Origin of the sequence: Streptomyces sp. NRRL F-5122, assembly GCF_001507435.1 — a bacterium.
GTDB lineage: Bacteria > Actinomycetota > Actinomycetes > Streptomycetales > Streptomycetaceae > Streptomyces > Streptomyces lannensis.
In genome coordinates, this window is sequence record NZ_LMWH01000258.1 from 45,353 (window position 1) to 69,134 (window position 23,782).

The window sequence follows — 23,782 nt, forward strand, 5'->3', positions numbered from 1 at the left end:
CGGGTTCGTCGGTTGGGGTCTTATGACGAGGACGGCTTGCATGCCGGTGCGGGTCGGCTGCGGCCAGGCACGATGCTCGGCTCGTCTGAGGTGGTAGTTGGACATCTTGCGTTTCACGACGCGGGGCTGGCTGCGGAGCCTGACAGGCAGGAGTCGTTCCAGGAGGTCCTGCTCGAGCATCACCAGTGCTCTGACCAGGAGGTCAGGGGGAAATCTGCCCGGCGTGACGGTCACGCTGCGCCGGGCAGAGCGCAGGGTCTCGGTGAAAGAGACCCGATCAGGGTCCAGGCCACGGGTGGCAGCCGTTCTCAGCATGAGTTCGCGCAGTGCGTGGTGGACCAGGAGGTGTGCCCAGATCTGCTGGCGGACACCGTCGGGTGTCTTGCCCCAGAACCGGAATCAGCGTGTTCTTCTGCAAGCCCTTCCGGCCCATTCGACGGAGGTGCGGAGCGCTGATGACGGGAATCTCTGAAGTCGGTTCTGTCCGCGCTTTCGTGACCGTTCCAGCAGTGAGCTCACTCCAGGCGAGTCGATAGGATCGACCGATGATGGAAGAATCCGTGGCCGCCCTGCCAGAGGCTGAGTACCGACGCGTCTGGGACCGCTTCTACGAGGAGTTCAGCTTCCAGCCGAGTGTGAGTTCGCTCAAATGGCCGGCCATCAAGGAGCCCGCCGCGTCGGTCACCTGGAGCCTGGCTACACTTCCCGACAAACCTGACTACGAGCGTCTGGACCGCCTGGTCGAGGTGGTCCAGCAGGGCCTGGCCTCCTGCATCGGCCCGCAGGGCACGCTGTTCGCGCTCGACTGGCAGCACACGTCGTACCGCTTTACCCCGCAGGAGGTTGGCGGCCCTGGGCAACCGGCTTGGCCACTGAGCCCGTACCCCGACGGTGACTACTACATCTACCTTTCGGAAGACTTCCGCATGGGCAGCTTCGGGCATCCTTGGGAAGAGTCCCTCTGCCTGTTCGGTGAGGTACTCCTCAACTCCGTATCAACGGAGGTCGATAAAGTTCTTGGGCCGTCGATCCGCCGGGCCGGCAAGGTAGTAGATCCCACCTGAGCTTGAGTTATGGATCATGGCCTTGCGAGAACGCATGCACGTAGCAATGCGAACGAGGCGCGTCCGTACATGCTCCTTTTGAGCAGCTTCACGCGGCAGCCATGACCTTCAACGACTCCTGAGCTGTATGGCAGGGTCAGACCGGCCGCCACCGCTTCGAAGTCCTGCCGCATGAAGCTGACGAACGATCTGATCCGTCCGAGGCTGGATTGCTCTGCCTCCCGGATCCAGAGACCGAGCATCGTGCCACGGCGATGCCGCACCAGATCCGTAAAGGCGCGAGCGAAGAGGTGATTTCATTAGGGCTGTCGCTGTGACTAGAGAGCGCTGGTTTCTCACATGCCGCGGTCTGGGCCGTACCAAGGTTCGGGGTGTTCGTCGGCAGGCATAGGGAGGCGCTGCAACTGCACGGGGCCGGGGTAAAAGGCTGAGCTGTTGGGTCCGGTCATGTCTTCGCCGATGAGGTAGCGGTAGAGCCATTCCGCGAAGCTCATGTGGTGCTCTGCCCAGGTTTCGTCATAGTTCACCAGGAGCCTTGGGGCATCGGTGGCAGCGAGCAGGAAGATGGTCTCTCCTCGGTCGGTGCTCGCGATCGGCCACAGCCCGTTGCGGGTGCCAAAGCTCAGCTCGTCGAGTCCGAAGAGCTGGCGGGGGTCCTCATCTGCGTCGAGATCGAGGTCGTCCCACGGCACCTCGGACCACGCCTTGATCTTGCTCCGGATGTCTCGGCCCAGGTTCCACCGCTCTGTCGCAGGGTGGGAGAGGTACAGGTGTCCGTTGATCTGAAGGGGGGCGAACGCGTCCACAAGGACCCTGTAGTCGGGAGGCAGTTGTATGCCGAGCTCTGCGTGGAGACGGTCCCAGGCAGCTGGGTCCGCATAGCGGTTCTGGGCCGGGCCGAGCATCGCCATCGCGGCAGCCAGATAGTCAGTCATGAGTTCCTCGACGGTGTGTGCGCGGCGCGGTCCATCGCGGTGGGCCGCGTCATATAGGGCCGTACTTTACGGATCACGTCGAGTTGATGACCTTCGCAAGTCTGCGGTAGCAGATCAGGACGGCGGCGATTCCGGCTTAGGGCGTGCAGAAGAACACGCTGATTCCGGTTCTGGGGCCGATCGTTGTGGTAGGCATCCGCGACTAGGAAGGATGCGGCGCCAGCCGTCACTGTAGAGAATGGCGTCCATGACGGCGGTCAGGCAGATCCTGCAGCTCAGCGAGCCGCGTACCACATGACGGCGCACGCGAATCGGACATCAGCGTGTTGTTCTTCTGCACGCCCTTAGGGCCCGTAAAGAATCAACGCGTTGGTTTGGTCTTCGTCGTGAGGGTCGCGCCGTGTGCGGTGGCATGGACGAGGAGCCCTGCCAGGGTGTTGAGGTGTGCTGCTGGGGGCCGGGGTGTGTGTGCGTGCTGGTCCATCAGGCGCCGGATCTCGCTGGTGGTGTGGCGGATGGTGTCCTTGCTGACGGAGAAGAGGTCTGCCAGCACAGTGGGTGGCAGGGCGAGGTTTTGTTGCAGCACGGTGACCAGGACCCGGTCGGCCAGGTCGAGTTTGGCTTTGCGGCCGCCGCCCGGGGCCCGGCGTCGTTCACCGCCGTCGCGTCGTGTGGTGGCGTCCTGTTTCTGCAGCTTCTGCCAGTCGGGGGTCAGCGTCTTGGTCAGCTCGGTCAGTGCGGTGCGGGTCATGCCGGTCAGTGCGGGGTGTGCCAGAGCACCACGGTCGAAGACCGCCGCCGGCTCGGGCGTTGGTCCGGTGGGGGTGGCCGGGCTGGCGGGGTGGGGGTGCACGGTGTAGTTCCATTCGCCATGGAAGGCATGTCCGGTAACCGGCACTGCGTTCAGCTCGGCGTCGCTGACCTTCACACCGGTGGGGTAGCTGCCGGGGTCCAGTTCGGCGTGGACGGTGAGACCGGTGCGGGTGGTGGTCGCGGCGATGCATTTCACGATGACGTCGTGGCTGGTCAGCGGGCGGCCGCGCCAGTTCATCGTGATCGCGGAGAACAGCCGGTGCTCGATCCGGTTCCATTTCGATGTGCCCGGAGGCATGTGACAGACGGTGGCGGACAGACCGGTCTCGGCGGCGAAAGCCGCGAGTTCGGTCTTCCAGGCGCGGGTGCGGTAGCCGTTGGAGCCACCGGCATCGGCCGTGATCAGCAGACGTCTGGCATGGGGGTAGTCGAGGCGTCCTTGCCCGTTCCACCAGCGGCGGATCGACTCGACTGCGAAGGCCGCGGTGTCGTGATCCGTGCCGACGTTCACCCAGCCGGTGTCAGCCGCCAGGTCGTAGATGCCATAGGGCAGGGCCTTGCCCAAGGCATCACCGGGGAAGTCATGGACGTCAACCCGCACTGGATCACCGGCCGGCCGCCATTCACGTCCGGCATTCTTGAACTCCCCGACGACTTCCTTCTTTTTCGTGTCCACGCTGACCACCGGCTGACCGTCCGCCTGATGGTCCTTGGCCTGGTCGTTGATGTACCGGAACTGCGCGTCCCGGTCAGGGTGCTGAGCACCCTCGAGGGTCTTGGCGTTGGCCTGCAGACTGAAACCGTTCTCCCGCAACAACCTGCCCACGGTCGGCGCCGAGGCGGCATGGCCCTGCCGGGCCAGCTCCCCGGCCAGAGACCGCAGCGATTTAGTGGTCCAGCGCAGCGGCGACATAGGATCGCCCCGCTCATCCGGCTCGACCAGCGCCAACAGAGCTGGAACGAGCAGCGGGTCAAGCTCCTCGGCGCTCTTGCGACCGCCGCCGTCCCGGCGAACCCGGCCATCGGGCAGCGGGTCCTCACCGCCCTCCAGCTCGAAGACGCCCTTCCGCACCGTCGTCTCGCTCACCCCTGCGGCACGCGCGACGGCCCGAACCCCACCATGCCCCAGCAGCCGGGCCTCGGCGGCCAGTGCCAGCCGCTGCTGCCGCTCATTGAGATGAGGGAACAACGCCCCGAACCTCAGGGCAAGTTGGTCACGAACTTCGCTCGGTATGCGCATACCACACCAACGACAAGGAGACCGCGAAGCAACGTGTTGATTCCTTACGGGCCCTTAGCGGCCCCGCAGCTCGCCCGGAGCGCACCAGGCAGGCGAACTTGTCCATGCGCTGACCCTCTCTCGTCGGCTCTTCCGGCGGGCGACCCAGCAGTGCCTGCACGCACGCAGTCTGTACGGCGCTGGGGGGAGTTGCGAGCATAAGGGGATACGCCGGGCAGGTGGGGAGTGGTGTCATGGGTTCGGACGAGATCAGGTCCCAAGGCTTCAGCCTGAAGGAGCTGTTCCGTGAGGTGGCCTATGAGATCGACTACTACCAGCGTGATTACACCTGGGGGGAAGAGGAAGTCCGCACTCTGCTGAGGGACCTGTGCGGATCGTTCAAGCACTGGTCAACGAATCCGGCGTACCTGCGCCGGCCGCACACCGCTCCGCAGTACTTCATGGGACCGTTCGTCTACTACGAGCCATCGAAGAACCGGCGCTACCTCGTCGACGGACAGCAACGGTTCGTCACGCTGCATCTGCTCTTCCTGCAACTGCGGCTATCGGCACAGGAACGAGGGGACTTCAGGGCGGTCGACCGGCTCAACCGGGTGATCACGACCGACGGAGAGCACTTCTCGGTCGGCATCACCGATCACGAACCCGTCCTGCGGGCTGTCGCCGAGTCCCGTAAGTACGAAACGGGTGCCGGTGACTCGCTATCCCGCCGCAATCTGTGGGCACGCAGCCAGCAGATCGAATCCCAGCTCGTGGAAGATCTCGACGCGGAGAACTTTCACCAGTTCACCGAGTGGCTGCTGGACCGGGTGGTCCTGGTAGGGATCCGGGCGGCCAACTCCGATCACGGCTACCGCATGTTCGAGACGATGAACGACCGCGGGGCCCGCCTCACCGCCGTGGACCTCCTCAAGAGTCACCTGCTGTCCCACGTCGGAGAAAATGAAGACCAGCTGAACACCCAATGGCAGGAGATGCTCCGGGAACTGGCCACCGACCGCGAGGACACCACGGCCGCCTCCCGCTACATCAAAGCCTTCCTCCTGGCCCGCTGCGCACGCGCGGGCCAGGACGACGACCGCCGGCAGATCGACAGCAACCTCAATGTGTGGGTCCGCCAAAACGCCGCACACCTGGGGCTGGTACCCAAGCGTCCCGACAACTTCTTGCGCTTCGTCCAGGACCTGCTGAAGTCGGCCAGGCTGTTCCGGCCCTTCCTGGCAGCGGGCCGCGAACTCAAGAAGGACGGCGACCGCCTGGAGACGGTGCTCTTCAACGAACGCAACGGACTCACCTGCCAGACGGTCGCCATCCTCGCTGCCATCGATCCCGACGACCGACCCTCCGACGCCAAAGACAAAGGACGCCTCGTTGCCGCCTACATGGACCGCTGGTACGCCCTCAGGGTCCTGCAGGACCTGCCCGTTCAGTCGGCCGACGCCGACGACCTGGTCCACCACACGCTCGTCCCACTCCTGCGTAGGTGCGACACCGTGGCCGACGTCGCCTCTGTGCTGAGCAACCTCGTCACACAAGACGGAGGCGCGATACGCGACGCGGTCACTCTGGGGCTGCGGGGCAACAACGCCCATCAGATCCGGTACTTGCTGGCCCGGGCCACCGCCTACGTCGAAGAAGCCTGCCAGCGGCCGCACGACGTGCTCGCCTACTTCGACCGGGACCGGTTCCACATCGAACACCTGTGGGCGAACCACCACCACCGCGTGGACAAGGAGATACCCGACGCTGTCGTCTTCCGCAGCCGCCGCAACCAACTGGGCGGCCTCGGCCTGCTGATGGGGCGTGAAAACTCCAGCATCAACGACCTCCCCCTCAACGACAAGGCCGTCTACTACGCCCGCAGCAATGTCCTGCTGGGCATCATCGCCCCCGGGTATGACCAACGAAACCCGCTGCTGCGCGACTTCATTAAGACCCACAAGATCGACAAAGTCCTCAGGTCGTTCGGACCTCGGGAGACGATGACCTCCGTAGTCCAGACCCGCCAGGAGCTGTATCTGCGCCTGTTCGAACACATCTGGAACCCCGAGCGTCTCGGCATGCCCGTCGTCTTGCCCAGTGAGCACAACGGCTCCGACGAGCCAGCTGCCCAGGCATGTCCAGTAGCTGCGCCGCGCAGGCCAGCTCCAGGGCGTCGCCGCACGGATGTCGCCAGGATGGTCGCAGCCCACATTCTCACGCCCGGAACACGCATCGTGCTCACTTACCGATCCACCGATCACTGGGCCACCATCGACGAAGACGGCGGCATCATCCTCACCGCAACCGGAGGCACCCCCTACGGCCGGGTGGACGAAGCCGGCGCTGTCGCCCGCGGTACCAAGAGCTGCCAAGGCATGAACGAATGGCACATCGAAGACGAGGCGGGGGTACGCATCAGCCTGCGAACCCTGCGCGATCACGCAGCAGCTTCCGGTGCCCTGTAGTAAAGCCCAGCTAAACACTCTTGACCTGGAAAAGACCCGCGGCGGAGAACCTGACGACCACGCCGTCAGCTCAGTAAGGCGAAGGGTCTGGGTAACTCATGGTTCTGACGGCCGATTCGGGGAGGGATATGTCTGCCTGGGATGCGACAGCTGCGGTGAGCAGCGCTTTCAGCGCGGTGATCGTAACCGTTGCCTGCGGCTATGCTGCGGCACAGGTGCGAGAGGCCAGGCACGCTCGCGCTATACAGTCACTCGTCGTCCTTCACCAGGAGTATCAGGCGCCAGACTTACGGCGGATGCGGCGACGGATCCGGGATGGTGGGATCATGGATGCGACAGCCTTGACTGGCGATGACGAAGAGGCTCTCGAGGATCTGCTGCAGAAGCTAGAGCTAGTTGCACTCCTGGTCAGGCGAGGTTTGGTCCAGTGCGACGATGTGGTGGACCTGTTCCCCAGCGTGCCGTTGATCATTGCGAAGGTCCAGCCTTTCATTGATCGTCGACGCCTTACCCAGCCTTCCTATGCCAGGCACACGATTGCGCTGGCAGGCAGGTATCCATGAGCGGCATGGCACTCGCCGAGTGAGCCGGATGCCGCGCGGTCGCCAGGGCAGGACGTGCGTCTCGGGTATAAGCAGAGGCCCGAAGCCGGGCGGGCTTCGGACCTCTATCGCGTCGCGTTCCGTGGGGGACGGATTGTGATGCGCGATGTCGTGTACAACGGCTTGAGTAACGGCAGGGGGCTGTCGGTGGCGGCTGCAACCCTGGTGAGCATGGATGAGCTGGAGTTCATGCGGGGTCGGGTTTACGGGGCCGATCACGAGTACGCCGGGCCACGGCACGGGCGTGTATACGGGGAGTTGGTGGCGGGCCCGCTGGACGGTCTGCTCTTGGATGTCACGGGCTGGTCTGCGCATGATCTGGCTGAAGTTGTCGCCTTGCGCACGGAGATAGGGCGGTACGGTCCGGGCGGTCGGGCCCTGTATGCGTCCAGGCAGGCGGATGGGCGTCTGTTCGACTGGTGCGGAGATATCCCTTGAAGGTGCGCCCGAAGGGAACCAGGGCGGGACCATATGCGCAGGCAGCACGTTCACAGGACCAAGGCGTTCCCAGCATCCACGCCTGTGACACCGCCGGGAACCGGCGCGCGGCCAAGCCACCCGTCCGGGAACGGGCGCCAGGCCGGGTGTCGGTGTCTGACGCACCGATGGTGGCTGTGGCGGGGTCCTGGTGCCGGCCGGATGGGGGAGGGGATGGCGGCCCGGCACCAGGGTGGGGGCCCGCCCCCTGCCTTACGGCGGGGGAGCGTTGAGGCAGGGGACGGGGACTCGGGGAGCCGCGCGGCTCAGGGCAGTCAGAGGTCGTCGAGGGTGATGACGGTGTAGGCACGGAGCCTGCGCACCATCTGTGAGGCGAGGAACCAGCGCAGGTCGGGATGCCCGTAGGGGAGCGCCTCGTCGGTGGCGGATAACGCCTGCAGCCCGTCGTCGCTGTACTGGTAGGGGGTGCCGATCACTCCGTACAGCGGTGCGCTCTGTGCGAGGAACACGGTCGGCCGGCCGTCGAGGTGGGGGCAGTGCTCCGCCGCTGTACGGGCGTGTTGGGGGCATACGGGGGGTTGCGCGGTACGCACCACCGCCTCCTGCGGCCGCACCTCGCCTGGTCCGGCGAGGAAGATCACGCCGTGGCGGGGACGGGCACTGTGGGCGCACACCTGGCACCGCAGCTGCTGCATGCACTCGCGTTGGCGGGAGGGATGGACCATCCGCCATCTCGGCCGCCCGGTGGGCAGGCCGTCAGCGCCGATCGTCTGGGAGCAGCGGCCCCACAGCACCCCCCGCAGGTCACGGTCCGCCTTCAGCTCGTTCCAGTAGCCCAGCTGCAGGTGCCCGTCGGGGCCGTGCTGGATGCGCAGGGACAGCAGCAGGTCGGGGCGTTCGCCGGCGCGGCTGGTGATGTAGGGCACGAGCCGGCTCGTGGCCGGGTTGGCTGCGCTGGCTGTGCTGGCGCTCATCGGACGGTTCCTATCGACGTGAGGGTGTGTGAAGGGTGCGGCGAGGTGCCACCCCGGGCTCGATCTGCCCGGGGCGTGGAGGCCTGAGGAGGGCGGGTGTGGGCAGGGCCTTGCCCCCGCAGCGCGCCCGGAGGTTCTGGCCTGTGTTCCCCGGGGCGCGGGTTTTCGTGATCGGTGGCGCAGCACGTGGGCGCACCGGGTGTGGACGCGGCCCGCGCAGGCGGCTCCACCGGAGGCACTGACGTGCCCATAGGGCGTCGAGTCCTCACGGTCTCGGACCGGCTGGTCGCAGGCCAGGCACATTTCCACGCCGGTCAGGGCCTCGTACATTCCTAGTTTCCGGTGGCGAGCTGCCAGAGCAAGGCGGCGAACGCGATCACGACGCCACCGATCAGCAGGGGGATGACGGCGGTCTCGATGACGCGGGAGCGGTTGGGCCGGCGGGCTCGCCATCGCTCGAATCGGGTGAGCCGTGTCGCTTTCGGTGCTTTCGCCACAAGGGGTGTCCTTGGATGTGGGGGTGGTAGGGGGAGGGCGGCCCCGCGCCCTTGGGAGGCCGCGGTGAGGATGCGCGGTCGGGTGCGGGGCCGCCCCGTTTGAGCCCCCGGACACGCTGAACGGCGAGGGGGAGACAGGCGGGGAGGAGCGTCGATGGGCTACCAGCTGGTTTCGAGGTTGTGGTGCAGTAGCCGGCACGCCCCGGCCAGGAGGTGGAGTCGTGCAGTGGGGTTGGTCAGTTCGCCGCCTTCTTCGGCCAGGTACACCGATCTGGCGTGCCTGACGGTGTCGGCTAGGACGTCACGCGCCCGCGAGGCGGCCGGGGTGCCGCTCCTCATGCGGCTCAGCCGGTATTCCGCCGCTGCGAGCAGGGCCGGCAGGTAGCCGTTCAGCTCGGCGGCAACGGCCCGGGCCGGACTGGATGTGGGGTCTGTGGTGGCGAGTTGTTCCGCCCGATGTGCTGCGCCGATCACCTTGGCGATGTCCACCGGCTCGCAGGTGTCCCCGGTGTGCTGGGCGTGAGAGTGTTCGGTGGTGACGGCCGTCGCCTCTCGTCCCCAGCGGGGGTGGAGGCGATCGTGTTGCGCGCTGCTCTCGGCGTTGGGCTCCAGAGCGTCGGTGTGCACGGCCGGGAGGACCGCGCTGGGCCGCTCGACCGTGTAGGCCGGGGCCTGCATCCCTTCACGGTGAGCGCGCACCGGTCCCGAACCGCCGGGCGACACCTCGTCGGCAGCAGCAGTCATCTGTTCGTTCGCCATGCTCAGAGCATTGCGATCGCGGGATCCCGGCAGAAAGGTCCGACTGGGTACCCAACGTGGGTAACCTCACCCGTAAGTGACAGTAAGCGACGTTGGGTAGCCTTCAGCCATGGGAGCATCGCCATGACCGAGCCGTCCCGACCGCCGGAGCTCCCGACCAGGTTGCTCACCGACCCGGAGATGCTCGACGCATGCCGTGTCCGTGATTTCGCGCGCGTATTCCGCCTGATCAAGATCCACGCGGGGATCTACCCCTCGGTGATCGCCCGCCGGTGCGACCTGACGCCCAGCCGGGTCGGCGAAGTGATGGCAGGCAGACGTCAGTTGGTGCACATCGATGTCATCGAGCGAGTGGCCGACGGACTGCGGATCCCCGGCCACATGCTCGGACTGGCACGACGTTCCTGGGAGACACCCGTGGCTCTGGCCACGGCTGAGCGCCAACCGTCCGCTGCGCAAGAGCCGGTACTCGAGGCCGAACCTCCAGCCGTCCTCCCGGGGGCGGAGGTGGAGAGCTTTCTCGCGCAGGCCACCCGCACCAGCCCAAGCCCCTCCACTCTCCAGGCGCTGCGCGCTTCGATCGAGGATTACTGGCGTCGAGACGACCAGCATGGCGGCGAAGCGTTACGGCCTGCGGTGGTCGGCCAACTCCGCTACGTCATCGACCTCCTGAAAGAGACCCGCTCGGAGCCTGTCCAGAAGGAGCTGTACGCGGTGGCGGCCGAGTTGGCACGCCTCACGGGCTGGACGCACTTCGACGCCCGCCAGTACAGCCAGGCCCGCTCGTACTTCGGTGAGGCCCTGCAGTTGGCCAAACAGATCAACGACCGGCAGTTCATGGCCAACGTGCTGGCGTGCATGAGCCTGCAGGCCACCTACCAGGACAAACCCGCAGACGCCCTCGCCTACGTCAGCGCCGCCCAGGACGAGACCCATACAACTCCAGGGACCACCCCACGCGTACGGTCGATGCTGGCCATGAGGGAAGCGTTCGCCCAAGCCGCGCTCGGCAACCGGACCGCCACGCATGCCGCGATCACCGAGGCACACCACCAATTCGAGCGCATCCAGCCGGGCGACGCCGATCCGCCCTGGGTGGCCTACTTCGACGAGCCCAAACTGATCGTGGACACAGGCATCGCACACGGCCGCCTCGGCGAGGCAGCCACAGCCGAGCCGCTGATCGCCGACGCCCTCCGCAGGGAAAACAGCGCCAACCAGCGAGGCCACGCATTCCACGCGTTCTGGCTGGCACGCACCCAGCTTCAGCAAGGAAAGCTGGACCAGGCCTGCCGCACCGCCACACAAGCCCTGGACAAGGCTTCAGCAGTCGCATCCCAGCGAGTGACGGGCCACCTCCGGGAGTTCTACGACCAGTTGGAGCCGCACAGAAGAGAACCCGCAGCTGCCGTATTCGAAGCGCGCCTGCGAGAACTGCTCACCTTGTGAGGCGAACGGCACCTCAGCGGATCGCCTCGTCCATGAGCACATACAACAACCCGACGAGCGACCCACTGCTCACGATCTCTCGGCGGTCGATCATGCCCCGCACGTCAGCCAGCGGGATCCACTCGACCCGATCCGACTCGTTCTTCTCCGTCGGCTCACCGACGTACGTCGCACCGTCGGCGCGGAAGAGGTGATGCTGCGAGTCCGTGATCCCGTTGGCCGGCTCGGCATAGATCAACGGCTTGAGCGGCCCCGGACGCCAACCCGTCTCCTCGAGAACCTCCCGAGCCGCGGCCTGTTCAGGGCTCTCCCCGTCCTCGATCAGCCCCATCGGCAGCTCCCACGCCCACGCATCCGTGATGAAGCGGTGCCGCCACATCATCAGCACCTCACGGCGATCGTTGACCACGGCTGCTACAGCCAGATGCCGCAGACGTACCACATGGTGCTCCCAACGGCGTCCGTCCGGCTGCTGGACGTCGACCAGACACAGGTTCACCCAGTGGTTCGTATAGATCTGCCGTTCGCCATGGGTTTTCCACTGCATGAACGCGGCCCCTTTCGTCTCCTGGCTCCAGGATCGCAGAGCAACTGGAGCATCGGGCCGATGCGTCGAACGCTGTTGCCAGCGCAGAGCACCTCGTTCGACGGGTACACGCGGAGGGCGGTAGCAGCAGCGGAAGTTCGGCGATGGCCGGTCCGCAGCAGCCGAAGCTGCTGCGGGGTGTGGTGGCGAGCCACGCCATGCCGGCCATCGTGCGACACCCGGTCCGCAAGGGACCAACAACCCATAACCGGATGCCGCGTCTATAGGGGGCGGTGGGCCGAGACGGCCACCGGCCGGTTGTATTACCTGGCTGTGCGCTGCGCGGCTTGCTCGAGGATGCGCCGGCGGGTCCACCGGCGGCGCCCGCCCTTCTCGGACGTGGCGTCCACGGTCTTCAGCAGGGGCAGGTTGCCCTGGCCCAGACTGCTGCTGAAGGAGTTCACGCTCTTGAATCCCAGCAGAGCCGCCGCCTGCGATGCACCCAGCAGCTCGTCCGGGTCACCGTCGACGGGCACGTCCGGCAGGGCCGGCGCTGCACGTTCGACACTGCGCTTCCCGCTGCCCGGGCGGGAGTCTTTCCACTGCAGAAGCGTCCTCACCCGCCACTTCGGCCGGCGGTAGGGCCGCTCAGGGGTGCCCAGTTCCTCGACGGCGTCGGGATCGGGAAAGTAGCCGGGGTGGTCCCGTACATAGGTGTTGACTTGCTGAGGGTTCTTGTAGCCGAGGAACCTGGAAGCCTGAGCTCCGGTGAGCAGCTCGTCGGGATCGAGCTTCGGCGGCTTGTGCTCCCGCAGACGAGGCGGCTTGCGCTGGTCGAACCACGCATCGACGTCGCTCTTGTCCCATAGGCGGGCGCGGCCGCGGTGACCGACGACCTCAGGGAAACCACTGGTCTCCCGCTCGAGGTACAGAGCACTGATGCGCGCCGGCGTCAGCCCGCGCTCCGCGGCGATCTCCGCAGCCTCGACGATCTGTGGCGTGGATCGGGCAGTCATGACCGGAACCGTCCCATCGTCACGGAGCCGGCCTGCCCGACTCGCAACACATATAATGGCGTATGTTTTGGAGGGGTGTCCAGCCTCTGAGCCGTCCCGGCCCGTTTCTGGCGTCATTCCTCCGGGATGAGGCTGACGCCGCGGCGGGCAGCGTCCTCTGCCATCTCTGAATAGGCCATGGCCGCCGGAGTCATCTCCCACTTGGCCAGGGCAAGCAGCAGGAGCAGCTCGGCGGGGTCCTGCGAGACGTCGCAGGGCATGCCGGCCGCGTTCGCGGCCGCCACGAGCTCCCCGGCGGACAGCCCGGAGAAGCGTCCCGCCACGGTGCCACGCAAGACCTCGAAGCCCTCCTGGTACAGCTCGTTCGCTTCGCGAAGGAGCAGCAACAGGTCCTCGCCGTCTCTGGCCGGTGCGGCCGCGGCGAGGTCGAGAATCCGCCGGGTGTTCGTCGTCATCATGAGAAGTATGCCTTTCAGGAAAGATCAGAGGTGCTCGGATTAGTGCGGAGCGGCACAGCCCTCGCACAGCACGCGCCGGTCACGGCATGCCGTGACCGGCGCGTTGCGGCGCTCCCGGGTAGGCCGAGATCCGTGAGGAGATGCTCGACGGCGTACGTCTGGCCTTCCCGCCGACGGTCTGGCCGGCGAGGTCGCGGCGCTCGCGCGGGGGAGCAGGGGCTGCTCCGCGTTCTTCGACTTCACCCGGCACGTGACCCCGACCGCGCTCCAGCCGGAGGTGCGGGCACCCGAGTCCGCCGTCAGCATGCTGGCTGACCTCCACCAACTCGTAAAGCGCTGCCGAGGATGGCGGTGCGGACGCCGCGGTGGCGAATGCGGTGGCGGATGCCGGTCCATTAGCGGTGGAGGTGTTGTTCGCGGAGGAGGTGGTCGAGGGCGGGGTTGATCTCGGCGGCTCCGCCGTCGGCAAAGGGGAGCCAGGCTGGTCGCCACAACTGGGTCGCGCCCGTTCGGCGGCAGCCGGGGGGGGCGCGCCCTTCGAGGTTATGCCGCGTCATCCGCTGCTGGGACGCAGCGCTTTCACGGTCACGCCCATGAGCAGCCGCTGGGCCGTCTCATAAGTGCCGCCGGGCGGGCGGGCCGTGGTGGCTGGGAGGTACTCGACGTCGACCAGGACATTTCCGCACAGCAGCAGGAGACTCTCCCAATGGTTGGCGTCCGCCTCCGGGGGCACCAGACCGACGTGCTCATGGCGCCAGTCGCAGGGACGGGCCTCGGGATCCACGTCGGGGTGGCGGTCCGGGGTGTTCATCATCCAGGCGAAATCCTGGACGGCCACCTCGGTGGCGTCGAGGGAAGCGGTGGACGCCACGGTCTGCGCGGCCAGCCCGAGCCTTGAGCCGTTAGCCGCGTGCCAACTGCACCACGTGACGCCGTAGTCCGAGGCTTCCGTGTCGAACATGCCGCCGTCCACCGGCGGGTCGAAGTCCCTGACCGGAGCGCCGCCCAGAGCGGCCACGAGCGCCGCCGAGTCGAGCAGCGAGCAGGCGGAGGGCGTCGCCCGGTACGGTCCTGGCGGGCGGGCCGTACCACCAATGGCGCCCGTCAGGCTCGCGGCGCTCACGGCCAGTGCGACACCGGCCACCAGTGGGGCCGGCCAGCGGGCGAGCACTCCCGCAGACCAGGACGGGGCAAGGGCGTGTGGTGCCTGCGGTCCGGCCAGATGGTCCAGCAGCCGGGAGTGGCGGAAGCGGTAAGCGCCCCCGGAAAGGCGCAGCACCCCCCGGTCCCTGGCATCGTCGAGGAAGTCGAGGGTTCGCCAGGGCAGCCGCCGGGTCAGGGCCAGCAGTACGCGCGCCAAGGCGAAGCGACCCCAGGCCGAGGCAGTCAGGCCGTAGAGGAAGGTGAGGACGGCTGCGGAACCGTTGACGGCGGCCCACGCCGCGACCCCGGTCTGGCCTGCGCCCCCGTGGCCCTGCCAGGTGACCAGGAGCGGGATCGGCAGAAGGACCAGCGCCTCCAGACACCAGCGGCGCGGTCCGGACACCGCGAGGCTGAAGGCCGCGGTCAGCGCCGAAGCCCGGTCGGTGCGCAGCAGTGCCCGCGGCGTGCCCGAACTGATGTCCGTTGCTGCCGTCGGCGTCGCACGGACCAGAAAGAACACCGAGATCACGAGCGCGAACGGCACCGGCAAACCGGTCGGATAAGGGTGCTCCTCGGTTGGTATGTTCGACAACCAGGCAAAGGCCACGCTGGCCGCGCCCGCCAGCGCACGCGCCGCGATCCCGGGCAGCCGCGGCCGGACACTCAGCCGCACCGGCCTGGGTTCCGCGAGGTGGACGTCCGTCAGGGCAACGGCCAGCGGAAGCAGGCCCGCCAGTGCCAGCGCCGCCCAGAACGGGCAGCTGATCCCCAGCCACCGCACCGTGCCGTGCAGGGGCAGCGCCGCGGTGAGCGCCACCGTCGCGGCGTGGACGAGCACGACCGCGCCGGCCGTCGCGGCGACTGCCCACCGCCGGTACATCTGCCACCACGCCAGCTCGCCGCCAGGGGCGCCGCTACGGACGGCGTCCTCTGCGAGGCCGCGAAGCCACCTTTCGGCGTCCTTGGCACGCCAGCGCGGAGGCGGCCCCACGTTCGGCGGCGGGTTGTACGCGGCCGGCACCAGACGCCCCATGAGGTGGGCTTCGATGCGCGCGCGGCTGGGCAACGCCGCGGCGTCCAGGAGCTCGGCTGGATGCGCGTCCGCCGCTGCGTAGACCGAGAGCGCCAGACCCAGCATCAAGGGGGAGACCAGCACCGTGCGCAGCCGCTGGGCGTGCTCACCGGTGCCCTGCCGCAGACACGTGATCACCTCTGACCATAGGCCGGAGCCGTCCGATTCCGTACGCCGGGTGCTGGTGCGCAGGCACTCGACCACTTCCGCCACCGACAACGGGCGCAGTTCCAGGGCCGGTGCGGCCCTCAGCACGTCGGCATCCCCTACCGCCCTCCGGTATTCCTCCGTGCGGCTGGTCAGCACCAGGTGGCTGTGCTCGTCGAGTCCTTCGTTGAGTGCCCTGAGCGCGGCGGCGCGCCGCGGACCGGGGATCTCGTCGAAGCCGTCCAGGACCAGCAGCAGCCGATCCGGCTGGGCCACCTCGTCGGCGAGGGTGCGGCCCGCCCCTGTGGGTGCCGCGAGTTCGGGGTGCTCGATGGTCAGCTGTTCGGCCACCCACCGCCACAGACCGGTCGTCGAGGCGTTCCAGGATGCGACGGGCAGGACCACCGGTAACCGGCCGCCCTGGCCGCGATGTTGCAGTAGACGCAGGGCGAGCCGCAGCGCGGCGACGCTCTTGCCCGCTCCGGGTCCGCCGAGGAGGACCAGACGGCGGGAGGGTACACGGGCGAGGACCCGGTCGAGATCGGCCACGTCGCCGGTTAGATCCAGCGGGGTCCCGTCGTCCTGGCCGCGAATGTTGGCCCAGTGGTCGAAAAGGTTCGCAGGTGCGGCCCGACACATGACGGGAAGGAGCAGGCGGCCCTGGACGCGGCGGACCACGAGTTCGTCTCGCCACTGCCGCCGCTGCTCGTCGGCAAGGCCCTTGACGAGGGCCTCGACCCGGTTCGCCACCACGTTGCGGTGGTTGCCGTGTGACAGCAGACGGCGCTGACGGGTAGTCGAGCCCAGCGCGTGCCCGGCGCCCACGGCGCCGAGCCCTCCGATCACCAGCAACGCCGTGGCACTGCCGCGTGGCCCGGACAGACCGGCGATCATCGCGGCCACTCCGCCACCGGCCAGGACGGCCGCGGCGATCCAGCGCACTGCCGCGGCCGGCGCCGAGAGCGGGGAGAGGTGAATTGGTATGCCGAAGACCGTCAAGCGCCCGATATACCTGGCCTGGACCACGGTGTGCGCGTCGCCGTGGAATACGTTGTCGGTGCGCCTCTTCGCGCCTCGGCCCGGCTTCACGTCCCTGCCCTCCCCCGGCGCATGGCGGGCGAGTAGCGTACCTCTCACGTCGCAGGAGGAGCACCAGTCGCGCATCCGCAAACACCAACATCCATTGGACGCGGCGAGTTACTGTGGAACTCCGGCGCTCCGCGCCTGAGGGCTGACAGGGGAGGGGCCATGGATCCGGTCTCGGTAGGGGCGATCACGACCGCGATCGCTACAGCGGCGGCCAACTCCGCGGGCGACGGGGCCGGAAGAACGGCCTGGGACTCGCTCGTGGCGTTGTGGCGACGCACCGTGCACCACGCCACGGGCAGCGACATCGAGCCATCCGACCCCGGCGACGGCGAGCGTGTCCGGGCCTTCGCCGCAGCAATGGTCGAAGAGGGCCGGGGGAATCCCGCCTTCGCCGCCGAACTTGCGTCCTGGGCAGGGCAGTACCGTTCCGTGGTCCACGTGGAAGAGGGCGGCGTCGCCAACATGGTGTCCGACCAGTCCCGTGTCCACACACTCATTCAGATGCGGGACGCCTCGGGCACCATTAACATCAACGGGTAACCTCCGGGGCGGCGCTGTGACGCCATGCCCACCGCGTCTGAGAGCGATACCGTACAGCCCGCATGTCGGCCGAGGTTCGGTTCCCGCCGGTAACCGACACGGCCAGTGGGGTTCCGCGGCGGTCGGCAGTCAGGTGGTGCTTGGAGCCGGGGCGGGCAGGGTCGACCGGCGACGGCCCGACGTGATCCCCTCTTTGAGGGCCCTGACATGGGAGCCGTCGATAGCGCAGTCGTTCAGCTCCAGCAAGCCTGCTTTGCACAGTTCGACAAGGAGTGCCGTGTGCAGTCGGGGCCAGACGCCGCCTTCGGTTCAGTCCCGCAGGCGGCGCCAGGCGGTCACGCCCGTGCAGCAGTGAACGAGCCTCCTGACCCAGGACGGTCGCCTAGTCCAGTAAGCCAGATCAGCCCAGGTCTTCAGCGCGCGACGTACGGGGAGAAGGGGCCTCGCAGCCGTCTCAACCGATGTCACAGGCCACGTCGGACCAGGTGGACAACTGCAGCTGCTACAGACACAGTTGGTGGCCATGGCGGAGTTCGTGTTTGGCGTCATAGGCGCCACGGTTGGCGTGGTCGGACTCGTGCTGACGTTCGCCGGGTACCGGCACCAGCAACGTCAGACACGGGAGCTGGACGCGCGGGAGACACAGCTCCGGACGCGGGAACGGGAGGCGGAGCGCCGAGAGGCGTCCACGCATGCATCGATGCTTCGCGTAGAGGTGAGTAAGCACTCATCCGCCCTCGACCCGTCGGTCTCCCTCTGGCGAATCACTGTGAGGAACGCCAGCTCGCAGCCATTCGTCGGCGTGGTCCTCCGGTATGACGATCAGGCGCTGGAGTCGCCGACACTCAGCGGCCACCTGAACCCGGGAGCCTCGACGACGGACACGCTTCCGGTAGCCGAGGGAGAGCCGGATCCCACGCGGTGCGTCGTGGAGTTCACCGATGTTGCCGGCCGACTGTGGCGACGCCGGGCGACAGGTGACCTTCGCCTCGGCCACCGCGGCCCCGATGGGCAGATCTACTGGGCTGGTGAGCCGTATGTCATCCACGCCCATGGCCTCGCGGGCGGCATGGCTAGGCGCCTAGCGCCGCAGAGTTCGATCCGGCCGGGGTGCTTGCTCCCCGAGACCGTCCTGATCTTGGCCGTCGTGGGTTACGTCGTCTGGCACTTCGCCCTTCGCTAGGCCAAAAGCTCCCGGCACGGGAACGCGGCCTCGCCGCGTCAGCCGACATAGCCGACGTCGATACCGTCCAAGTAAGCCGAGAACGCCATCTACGACCGCGGCCCGAACAACCGCGCTGCTTCCCAGCCGCCCGGCCGTGGCCACGCATCTCGCCGGACCAGCACCGCGGCGATTGTCTCCAAGATCTCCTGCCGTCCCTCGGGCGGCATCTCAGTCAATGCGTCTTCCTCCCGGATTGCAAGGTCGACCCTCACCGCACACCCCCGTGCTCGTGCTCGACAGCAGTACGGTACGGCCCGTTGAACAGGTATGTGAAAGCCTGTAGATAAACGACAACGGTACAGGTCAGCGTAGTCGCGTCACGGCCACGACAGCATGGCGAGTGGTGCCCGCCAGGACCTCCACGGCGAGCTCTGGCACCGTCAGAGAGTAGGTCTCGCCGGCGTTAGTGAGGCCAACAGCTGGCTCGCAACGCCGAAGAGCGAGGCTGGGGCCGTGAGGTCGAACGACACCAACGCCTTGTCGAGCGCATCTGCAACCTGCTGGACGAACTCGGCGAACCCCACGCCGAACTGCCAGGATGACCCGAGCCCGAATATCCCGATCTTGTGGGAGTGCGAACAGCTACCCTGTCGCGCGTGGCGATACGAAAGCGGACGTGGCGGAACGTGGACGGCGAGCGCATTGAGGGCACCTGGCGGCACGCCTTCATCCGCAACGGTGGCAAGTACTTCCTCACCGACCTGCTGATCTACGCCGACGGAATGGTCGACTGCTGGGGTCTGGAGACCCTGGAGGGCTTCGCCGACAAGCTCGCCTCCGGATGGGTCGCCACCGACCTGTCCGAAGGCGCACAGGCATCCGCCCACCACCTCGCCTCGTGGAAGTTCGCCGAGCCGAAGACCTGGCTGACGCCCGAGATGCTGCTCGGCGAGGTCCGCGACGACATCGACAACCTCAACGGCCGTCCGGACTCCACCGGCCGCTGCCTCAGCGCCGTCGACGTCTTCCGAGACGAGCCGACCGAGACCAACCGGACCGCCGTTCGAGAAGCCTACGAAGCCATCCCGGAACATCTGCGGAGATACGCCCTGGGCGACATGGACCGCAAAGACTTCCCCCTCCGGGTGATCGTGGCCGGCCCAGGGAACCAGATCGAGCTCTGGAACGGAAACACCGTCGATGTCACTGACGAGATGCACGCCTCCGCCTTGGAGTACTTCGCGGAGCGCGAGCATCTGCGGACGCAGTACGAGACGAAAACACCCGCAGACGGCCCGACTGAACCGATCGAGAGCAGCGTCCATCTAAACCAGGCCGTCTTCCCGCGCGGCTGGCCCGAGAACCCGGGCACCCTCGTGCTGCGCAATGAGTTCCCCGCGCCGATCGTCATGGGCAACCGGACCTACCCCACGGTTGCGCACGCCTACTGGGCGCTGGCGGTCGCTGACGAACACCGACAGGAAGAGATCCTCGGCGCGGAAAGGCCGTACGACGCGCAGAAGCTCGCCGAGGAAGCCACCCTGCGCGACGACTGGCCCCAGGTTCGGGTCGCCGTCATGACGGGCCTGCTGCGCGCGAAGTTCCAGCAACACCCCGAGTTCGCCGAGACGCTGATGGCCACTGGCGCCACCCGATTGATCTACACCGAGGTCGGATCGACCTTCTGGGGGCAACGCGGGCTCGAAGGACGGAACTGGATGGGCCGACTGCTGGAGCTGACCCGCTCCGAACTCGTCGCAGCCAAGCTGAACATCCTGCAATAACCGACCGGAGTGGCCAGGCGCAGATCGCCTCGATCGAGTGACACACGACCGGTGAGGCCGGGGAACGAGCAAGGTTCCCCGGCCTCACCGCTCTTCTAGCGTGCCCACCGGCCGCAGCCCAACCCACCCCCGACCCCGCTTCGCGAGGACGTCACACGATGACGTAGGCAGGCCAGCCGTCGTTTTCCGGCTCTCGTGCGCCTGCCGGACCCATGATCACGGGAACTTGGGGTCTGGGAAGCCCCAGTCCATCGCCATGGTGACCAGCGCCTCGCGCACGGCCTCGTTCCAGTGCGGTGGGTTCACCAGGCTGCGCAGCAGCGTCTCACTACCCTCGGAGATGCTCCGAGCGCCTACTCGTTCCCCCAGCGCGCTTAACGACACGAGCGACGTCAGATAGTTGTGCGTCACGTCGCCGTAAGGGCTGCGCGTGCTTCCGGATGCCACGTGGATCTCGGTCAGCGGAACCGGCATTGCCTTGAGACCGACGGTCGCCTCGGCAACGAGTGGCAGGAGCGTGTTTGCCACGATCGGCACGCTCTCGTAGAACACCTGAAGGAAGAGGTCCAACCCGAGGGGGACGTTGCGCGGCAGCCAGACGGCGGTGTCGAACAGGACCTCAAGGTCGGATGCTGGCTCAGCACCGTCTAGCCGCACCGTGCAGGTCATCTGCGCGCCTGGGCGCGAAAGCTTAGCATCGCTGGACATCTCTAGCTTCAACCGTCGACTTGAGGCCGCTGCGAGCTGCCACGGCGACGTAACGACCTGGCCGCCGCCCGCCAGGTCGAGTCCTAGTCGACTGAGCAGCGGCTGGGCGTGCGTGCCCTGCAGGGCATCGACGACTCTCCCAGCGAGGCCGCTTGGAAAGCGCGTCCGTTCCCGTCCCTCCCACAGCCGCACGACACTCACCGCACGTAGGACGACGTCTGGTTCGTGACCCTTGAACGGGGACTCGCGGCTTTTCAAGCCTCGGTTGGTGCCCGTCGCTCGGGGTTCAGGCTGCGAGTTTGGGTCATCCAGCAGCATCCGCATCATCTGCCGGTTGGCCTTCTCGTTGCGGGCGTCCAGGCGCACGAAGATCGAGCCGTTGAGGACGATGGGTCGCGGGACGGTCGCGCGGTCGATGCGGACCACCAGGACGACCTTGGAATCCTGCTCGTTGCAGGGCACCTCGATCACCTCGGGCGACCAGGGCGGGTCGAAGCTCGTGCCCATCTGGTTGACGAGCTTCTCCTTCTCCCCGAGCGGCACCCCGGTGATCTCGGAGGGGACGCCCTTGTCCCCCTCAGCGACGCCCACAAAGACGAGGCCGCCGTAGGTGTTCGCGAGCGCCGCCACCGCCTCGATCGGTTTGTCACCAGCGCGCTTGTACTCGACCGTGAGTCCTTCCCGGATCTTCAAGTCGATGAAGTCCTGGACCAAAGCCAGGGTGACCTCGGTGGGAGGAACCTGAAACAGCGGATGCATCCCCTGAGCATTGCAGCCCCAGGCGCCCCATCGCACGGGGATTACACGGTGATACGCCTTTCGCGCCACGGGGAGGCGGTGCCCGGTTCACGGCAAGCCGGGGTCGGCCAAGGCTTCCCCGCCCCGGCGACCCCGGCTGGCCGTGCCGGGCCTGCGCAACACCCTGGCCGTGCATGAGGCCCTCGAGCACCTGGCCTCGAGCCTCCGCGCCTGCCGCAGCGTCACCTACTCGGAGGAGCGCGGCCGTCGCCACTGGCATCCGGCCCGCGCTGCTACACCCCCGCCGACCTCGTCAGGCAGAAAGCCGCCGATCTGGCCGCCTACCGCGACACCCACCCGCACTACCCGCCGAGCCACCAGTACCCGCCCAAGCCCCGCCGCCCCACGCGGCAGCAGCCAGCATGCCGGCACACCCTAACCGGCCCCGGCGCCATCCGCCCCGGCACGTGGACGTGGGTCAAGCCCGGCGGCCTGCACCCGAGATGGGGCGACATCCACCACCTCGCCGTGATCACCAGGCCCTGTCTGCCCAAATGCGAGGTGTGGCTGATCCTCGACGGCACTGTGCACGACGTCCGCGCCGACCGCCTCATCCTCGAACGCCCCCGGACCCTGCGCCACGAATGGGCCCGCTGGACGATCGCCCAGCACCTCGAGCGCCACGGGGGGCTTGGCGACCGCGGACGGTACCGCGGTCCAGCCCACACTATTCAGCCCCCACGCGCCCCTCGTAGCCCCTCACACGCCGTAGCCCCCCACGACCCCAAGGCGGGGCAACGAGGCGGCCACAGGCGAAACTGCGGCCCCTTCGGAACCCGGTCTGTGTGTGTCTCCCGACCGAACTCACCGCCTAACCTCAAAACGAGATCACCCGAGTGGCCGTTGATACACCACCCCAGCGGACGTGACCCGGGCCAGACGATCTGTGGGAGGTCTGCCCAGTTCCGGAGCTGCTTCGGTGACATCCAATGCTGACATCAACGAGCCCGGACGGCGGCATACGGCAGCACCCCTGCACGACCGCATCCACTCAGAGAACGGCTGGCCAGACCACCCACGCAGCAATCACTGGAGAGCCGGATGACCGGGAAACCGTCATGTCCGGCTCGGCGGGAGGCCGCGCGGAACAGGACTCGCCTCACAGCGAGCACCTCACCGCGCGGCCGACCCAACGTCCTGGCTCGCAGGCTGTCGCCGTCTCCACCGCCGCTACGAACGCAAATCCGAACACTTCCTGGCCTTCGCCGGCATCGCCGCAACCCTCATCTGCTACCGCAGGCTCACCAAATGAGATGCCTTCTAAAAGAGTCCACGTGCACCACTGAATGCCCGTTGAAGATGAATGAGACAGGTTCGGTGACGCTCGTCGACACAGTGGTCGTGCGAGGACATACAGGAGCCCGAACAATAGTCGTTGGGCACATACCCAGTGCCCGACTGCCGTTTTCTTGGATCGTTTGTTTGGCCGACGACCGGTCGTATCCGCAAAATCCGGGCGGTGGGAAGAGCTGTGGAGCGGTGGCAGTTGGTCTTGATCCTTCCCCTATGAGGGCTCAACCCTGGTATGACCATCCCCGGCCGTGAGCAACGTCACGCACGGTCGACGTCTGGGCACCAGGACGAGTCGGTACCGGGATTATTTTTGATCAGCCCACGATAGGCGGCGCCCGGTCGACCAACGGCCGATCTCATGTCGTCCACCGACAAGCAGGTTGCCCGTCCGAGAGAGACGAGTAAGAAGTCGCGTCACCCTGACGCTGATCGTCAAACAGTCTCACAGCGACTCGGCCCGAGTGGAGTGGGTATCCGGCTGCGGGCGGCTCTCGCCCTCATAAATGACGAGTTGATCACGTCACCGCACCGGCGCTTCCCGCGACGTGCAATCGAGATACCGGCTCTCAGCCCCTAGGAGAATCATGGGCATCAGAATAGGAAAGACCAACAAGCTGTACGCCTTTGTCGCAGCTCTGGCCGCACTCCTGGCCGTCTCGGCGACCCTGAGCTCCGGGGCATGGGGGGCGAGCCGGCAGCATGGCTCAGCGGATTCGAAGTCGGCTTCTGTGTTCCCGCAGGACAAGCCACCGGCCGGCTTTCAGTCCAAGTATGCGGAGGTGAACGGCTTCCGCATGCATTACGTGATCGGTGGTAAAGGATCAC

At 67.1% G+C, this 23,782-nt stretch carries 19 protein-coding genes and 3 pseudogenes; 10 read left to right on the top strand and 12 right to left on the bottom strand.

Annotated features, from left to right (window positions below):
- The first annotated feature begins 545 nt into the window (after nt 1-545).
- Nucleotides 546-1,064, top strand: a complete 519-nt coding sequence (locus ADL25_RS34205) for a DUF2716 domain-containing protein (protein ID WP_059131784.1) — start codon at nt 546-548, stop codon at nt 1,062-1,064.
- A 14-nt stretch (nt 1,065-1,078) separates the two neighbouring features.
- On the opposite strand, the gene ADL25_RS46870 is transcribed toward ADL25_RS34205, so the two are convergent.
- From ADL25_RS46870 to ADL25_RS34215, 3 genes are all read right to left on the bottom strand, one after another.
- Nucleotides 1,079-1,327: a transposase gene (locus ADL25_RS46870; protein WP_324614086.1), complete on the bottom strand. Its 249-nt coding sequence runs from the start codon at nt 1,325-1,327 to the stop codon at nt 1,079-1,081.
- Between the two features lie 72 nt (nt 1,328-1,399).
- A complete protein-coding gene (locus ADL25_RS34210) occupies nt 1,400-1,999 on the bottom strand; it encodes a hypothetical protein (protein ID WP_059131785.1) in 600 nt (199 codons plus the stop codon).
- Nucleotides 2,000-2,360: 361 nt separating this feature from the next.
- Nucleotides 2,361-4,052 carry an ISAzo13 family transposase gene (locus tag ADL25_RS34215; RefSeq protein WP_059131786.1) on the bottom strand — a complete coding sequence of 564 codons (1,692 nt, stop codon included), beginning with the start codon at nt 4,050-4,052 and terminating at the stop codon, nt 2,361-2,363.
- Between the two features lie 233 nt (nt 4,053-4,285).
- On the opposite strand from ADL25_RS34215, the gene ADL25_RS34220 reads away from it, so the two are divergent.
- The 3 genes from ADL25_RS34220 to ADL25_RS50975 all read left to right on the top strand — a co-directional run bounded on the left by ADL25_RS34220 (nt 4,286) and on the right by ADL25_RS50975 (nt 7,539).
- On the top strand, nt 4,286-6,499 hold the full coding sequence (locus ADL25_RS34220; protein ID WP_059131787.1) for a DUF262 domain-containing protein: 2,214 nt from the start codon (nt 4,286-4,288) through the stop codon (nt 6,497-6,499).
- 128 nt (nt 6,500-6,627) lie between these two features.
- The gene (locus tag ADL25_RS52335; RefSeq protein ID WP_420711392.1) at nt 6,628-7,062 is read left to right on the top strand and encodes a DUF4760 domain-containing protein; all 435 of its coding nucleotides are present in this window, start codon (nt 6,628-6,630) and stop codon (nt 7,060-7,062) included.
- A 210-nt stretch (nt 7,063-7,272) separates the two neighbouring features.
- Nucleotides 7,273-7,539, top strand: coding sequence for a hypothetical protein (locus tag ADL25_RS50975; RefSeq protein WP_059131804.1), 267 nt, complete (start codon nt 7,273-7,275; stop codon nt 7,537-7,539).
- A 314-nt stretch (nt 7,540-7,853) separates the two neighbouring features.
- On the opposite strand, the gene ADL25_RS34235 is transcribed toward ADL25_RS50975, so the two are convergent.
- From ADL25_RS34235 to ADL25_RS34240, 3 genes are all read right to left on the bottom strand, one after another.
- Entirely contained in the window at nt 7,854-8,513 is a 660-nt protein-coding gene (locus ADL25_RS34235) for a hypothetical protein (protein ID WP_059131789.1), read from the bottom strand.
- 332 nt (nt 8,514-8,845) lie between these two features.
- Nucleotides 8,846-9,010, bottom strand: a complete 165-nt coding sequence (locus tag ADL25_RS49305; RefSeq protein WP_159045063.1) for a hypothetical protein — start codon at nt 9,008-9,010, stop codon at nt 8,846-8,848.
- A gap of 159 nt (nt 9,011-9,169) precedes the next feature.
- Nucleotides 9,170-9,769 carry a hypothetical protein gene (locus tag ADL25_RS34240; RefSeq protein WP_059131790.1) on the bottom strand — a complete coding sequence of 200 codons (600 nt, stop codon included), beginning with the start codon at nt 9,767-9,769 and terminating at the stop codon, nt 9,170-9,172.
- A 123-nt stretch (nt 9,770-9,892) separates the two neighbouring features.
- On the opposite strand from ADL25_RS34240, the gene ADL25_RS34245 reads away from it, so the two are divergent.
- Nucleotides 9,893-11,218, top strand: coding sequence for a helix-turn-helix domain-containing protein (locus ADL25_RS34245; RefSeq protein WP_059131791.1), 1,326 nt, complete (start codon nt 9,893-9,895; stop codon nt 11,216-11,218).
- A 13-nt stretch (nt 11,219-11,231) separates the two neighbouring features.
- Here ADL25_RS34245 and ADL25_RS34250 read toward each other — a convergent pair whose 3' ends face one another.
- From ADL25_RS34250 to ADL25_RS34265, 4 genes are all read right to left on the bottom strand, one after another.
- Complete coding sequence (locus ADL25_RS34250; RefSeq protein WP_059131792.1) at nt 11,232-11,765, bottom strand: NUDIX hydrolase; 534 nt, start codon at nt 11,763-11,765, stop codon at nt 11,232-11,234.
- A 302-nt stretch (nt 11,766-12,067) separates the two neighbouring features.
- Nucleotides 12,068-12,760 (bottom strand): hypothetical protein, encoded by a 693-nt coding sequence (locus ADL25_RS34255; protein WP_059131793.1) that lies wholly within the window; start codon nt 12,758-12,760, stop codon nt 12,068-12,070.
- A 113-nt stretch (nt 12,761-12,873) separates the two neighbouring features.
- Nucleotides 12,874-13,215 (bottom strand): hypothetical protein, encoded by a 342-nt coding sequence (locus ADL25_RS34260; protein WP_234381153.1) that lies wholly within the window; start codon nt 13,213-13,215, stop codon nt 12,874-12,876.
- Nucleotides 13,216-13,771: 556 nt separating this feature from the next.
- The gene (locus ADL25_RS34265) at nt 13,772-16,579 is read right to left on the bottom strand and encodes an NACHT domain-containing protein (protein ID WP_234381154.1); all 2,808 of its coding nucleotides are present in this window, start codon (nt 16,577-16,579) and stop codon (nt 13,772-13,774) included.
- A gap of 249 nt (nt 16,580-16,828) precedes the next feature.
- On the opposite strand from ADL25_RS34265, the gene ADL25_RS34270 reads away from it, so the two are divergent.
- Nucleotides 16,829-17,209, top strand: a complete 381-nt coding sequence (locus ADL25_RS34270) for a hypothetical protein (protein WP_059131796.1) — start codon at nt 16,829-16,831, stop codon at nt 17,207-17,209.
- 76 nt (nt 17,210-17,285) lie between these two features.
- On the opposite strand, the pseudogene ADL25_RS50000 reads toward ADL25_RS34270, so the two are convergent.
- Nucleotides 17,286-17,557 (bottom strand): annotated as a pseudogene (locus ADL25_RS50000) (IS5/IS1182 family transposase); the annotation flags it as partial.
- Between the two features lie 175 nt (nt 17,558-17,732).
- Between ADL25_RS50000 and ADL25_RS34275 the strand changes: the two are divergent.
- Nucleotides 17,733-18,392: a hypothetical protein gene (locus tag ADL25_RS34275; protein ID WP_059131797.1), complete on the top strand. Its 660-nt coding sequence runs from the start codon at nt 17,733-17,735 to the stop codon at nt 18,390-18,392.
- Nucleotides 18,393-19,030: 638 nt separating this feature from the next.
- The gene (locus ADL25_RS34280; RefSeq protein ID WP_059131798.1) at nt 19,031-20,158 is read left to right on the top strand and encodes an NADAR family protein; all 1,128 of its coding nucleotides are present in this window, start codon (nt 19,031-19,033) and stop codon (nt 20,156-20,158) included.
- 216 nt (nt 20,159-20,374) lie between these two features.
- Here ADL25_RS34280 and ADL25_RS34285 read toward each other — a convergent pair whose 3' ends face one another.
- Entirely contained in the window at nt 20,375-21,625 is a 1,251-nt protein-coding gene (locus ADL25_RS34285; protein ID WP_059131799.1) for a helix-turn-helix domain-containing protein, read from the bottom strand.
- 1,174 nt (nt 21,626-22,799) lie between these two features.
- Between ADL25_RS34285 and ADL25_RS46885 the strand changes: the two are divergent.
- Nucleotides 22,800-22,916 (top strand): annotated as a pseudogene (locus ADL25_RS46885) (IS5/IS1182 family transposase); the annotation flags it as partial.
- A 625-nt stretch (nt 22,917-23,541) separates the two neighbouring features.
- A pseudogene (locus ADL25_RS49310) lies at nt 23,542-23,782 on the top strand (alpha/beta hydrolase); the annotation flags it as partial.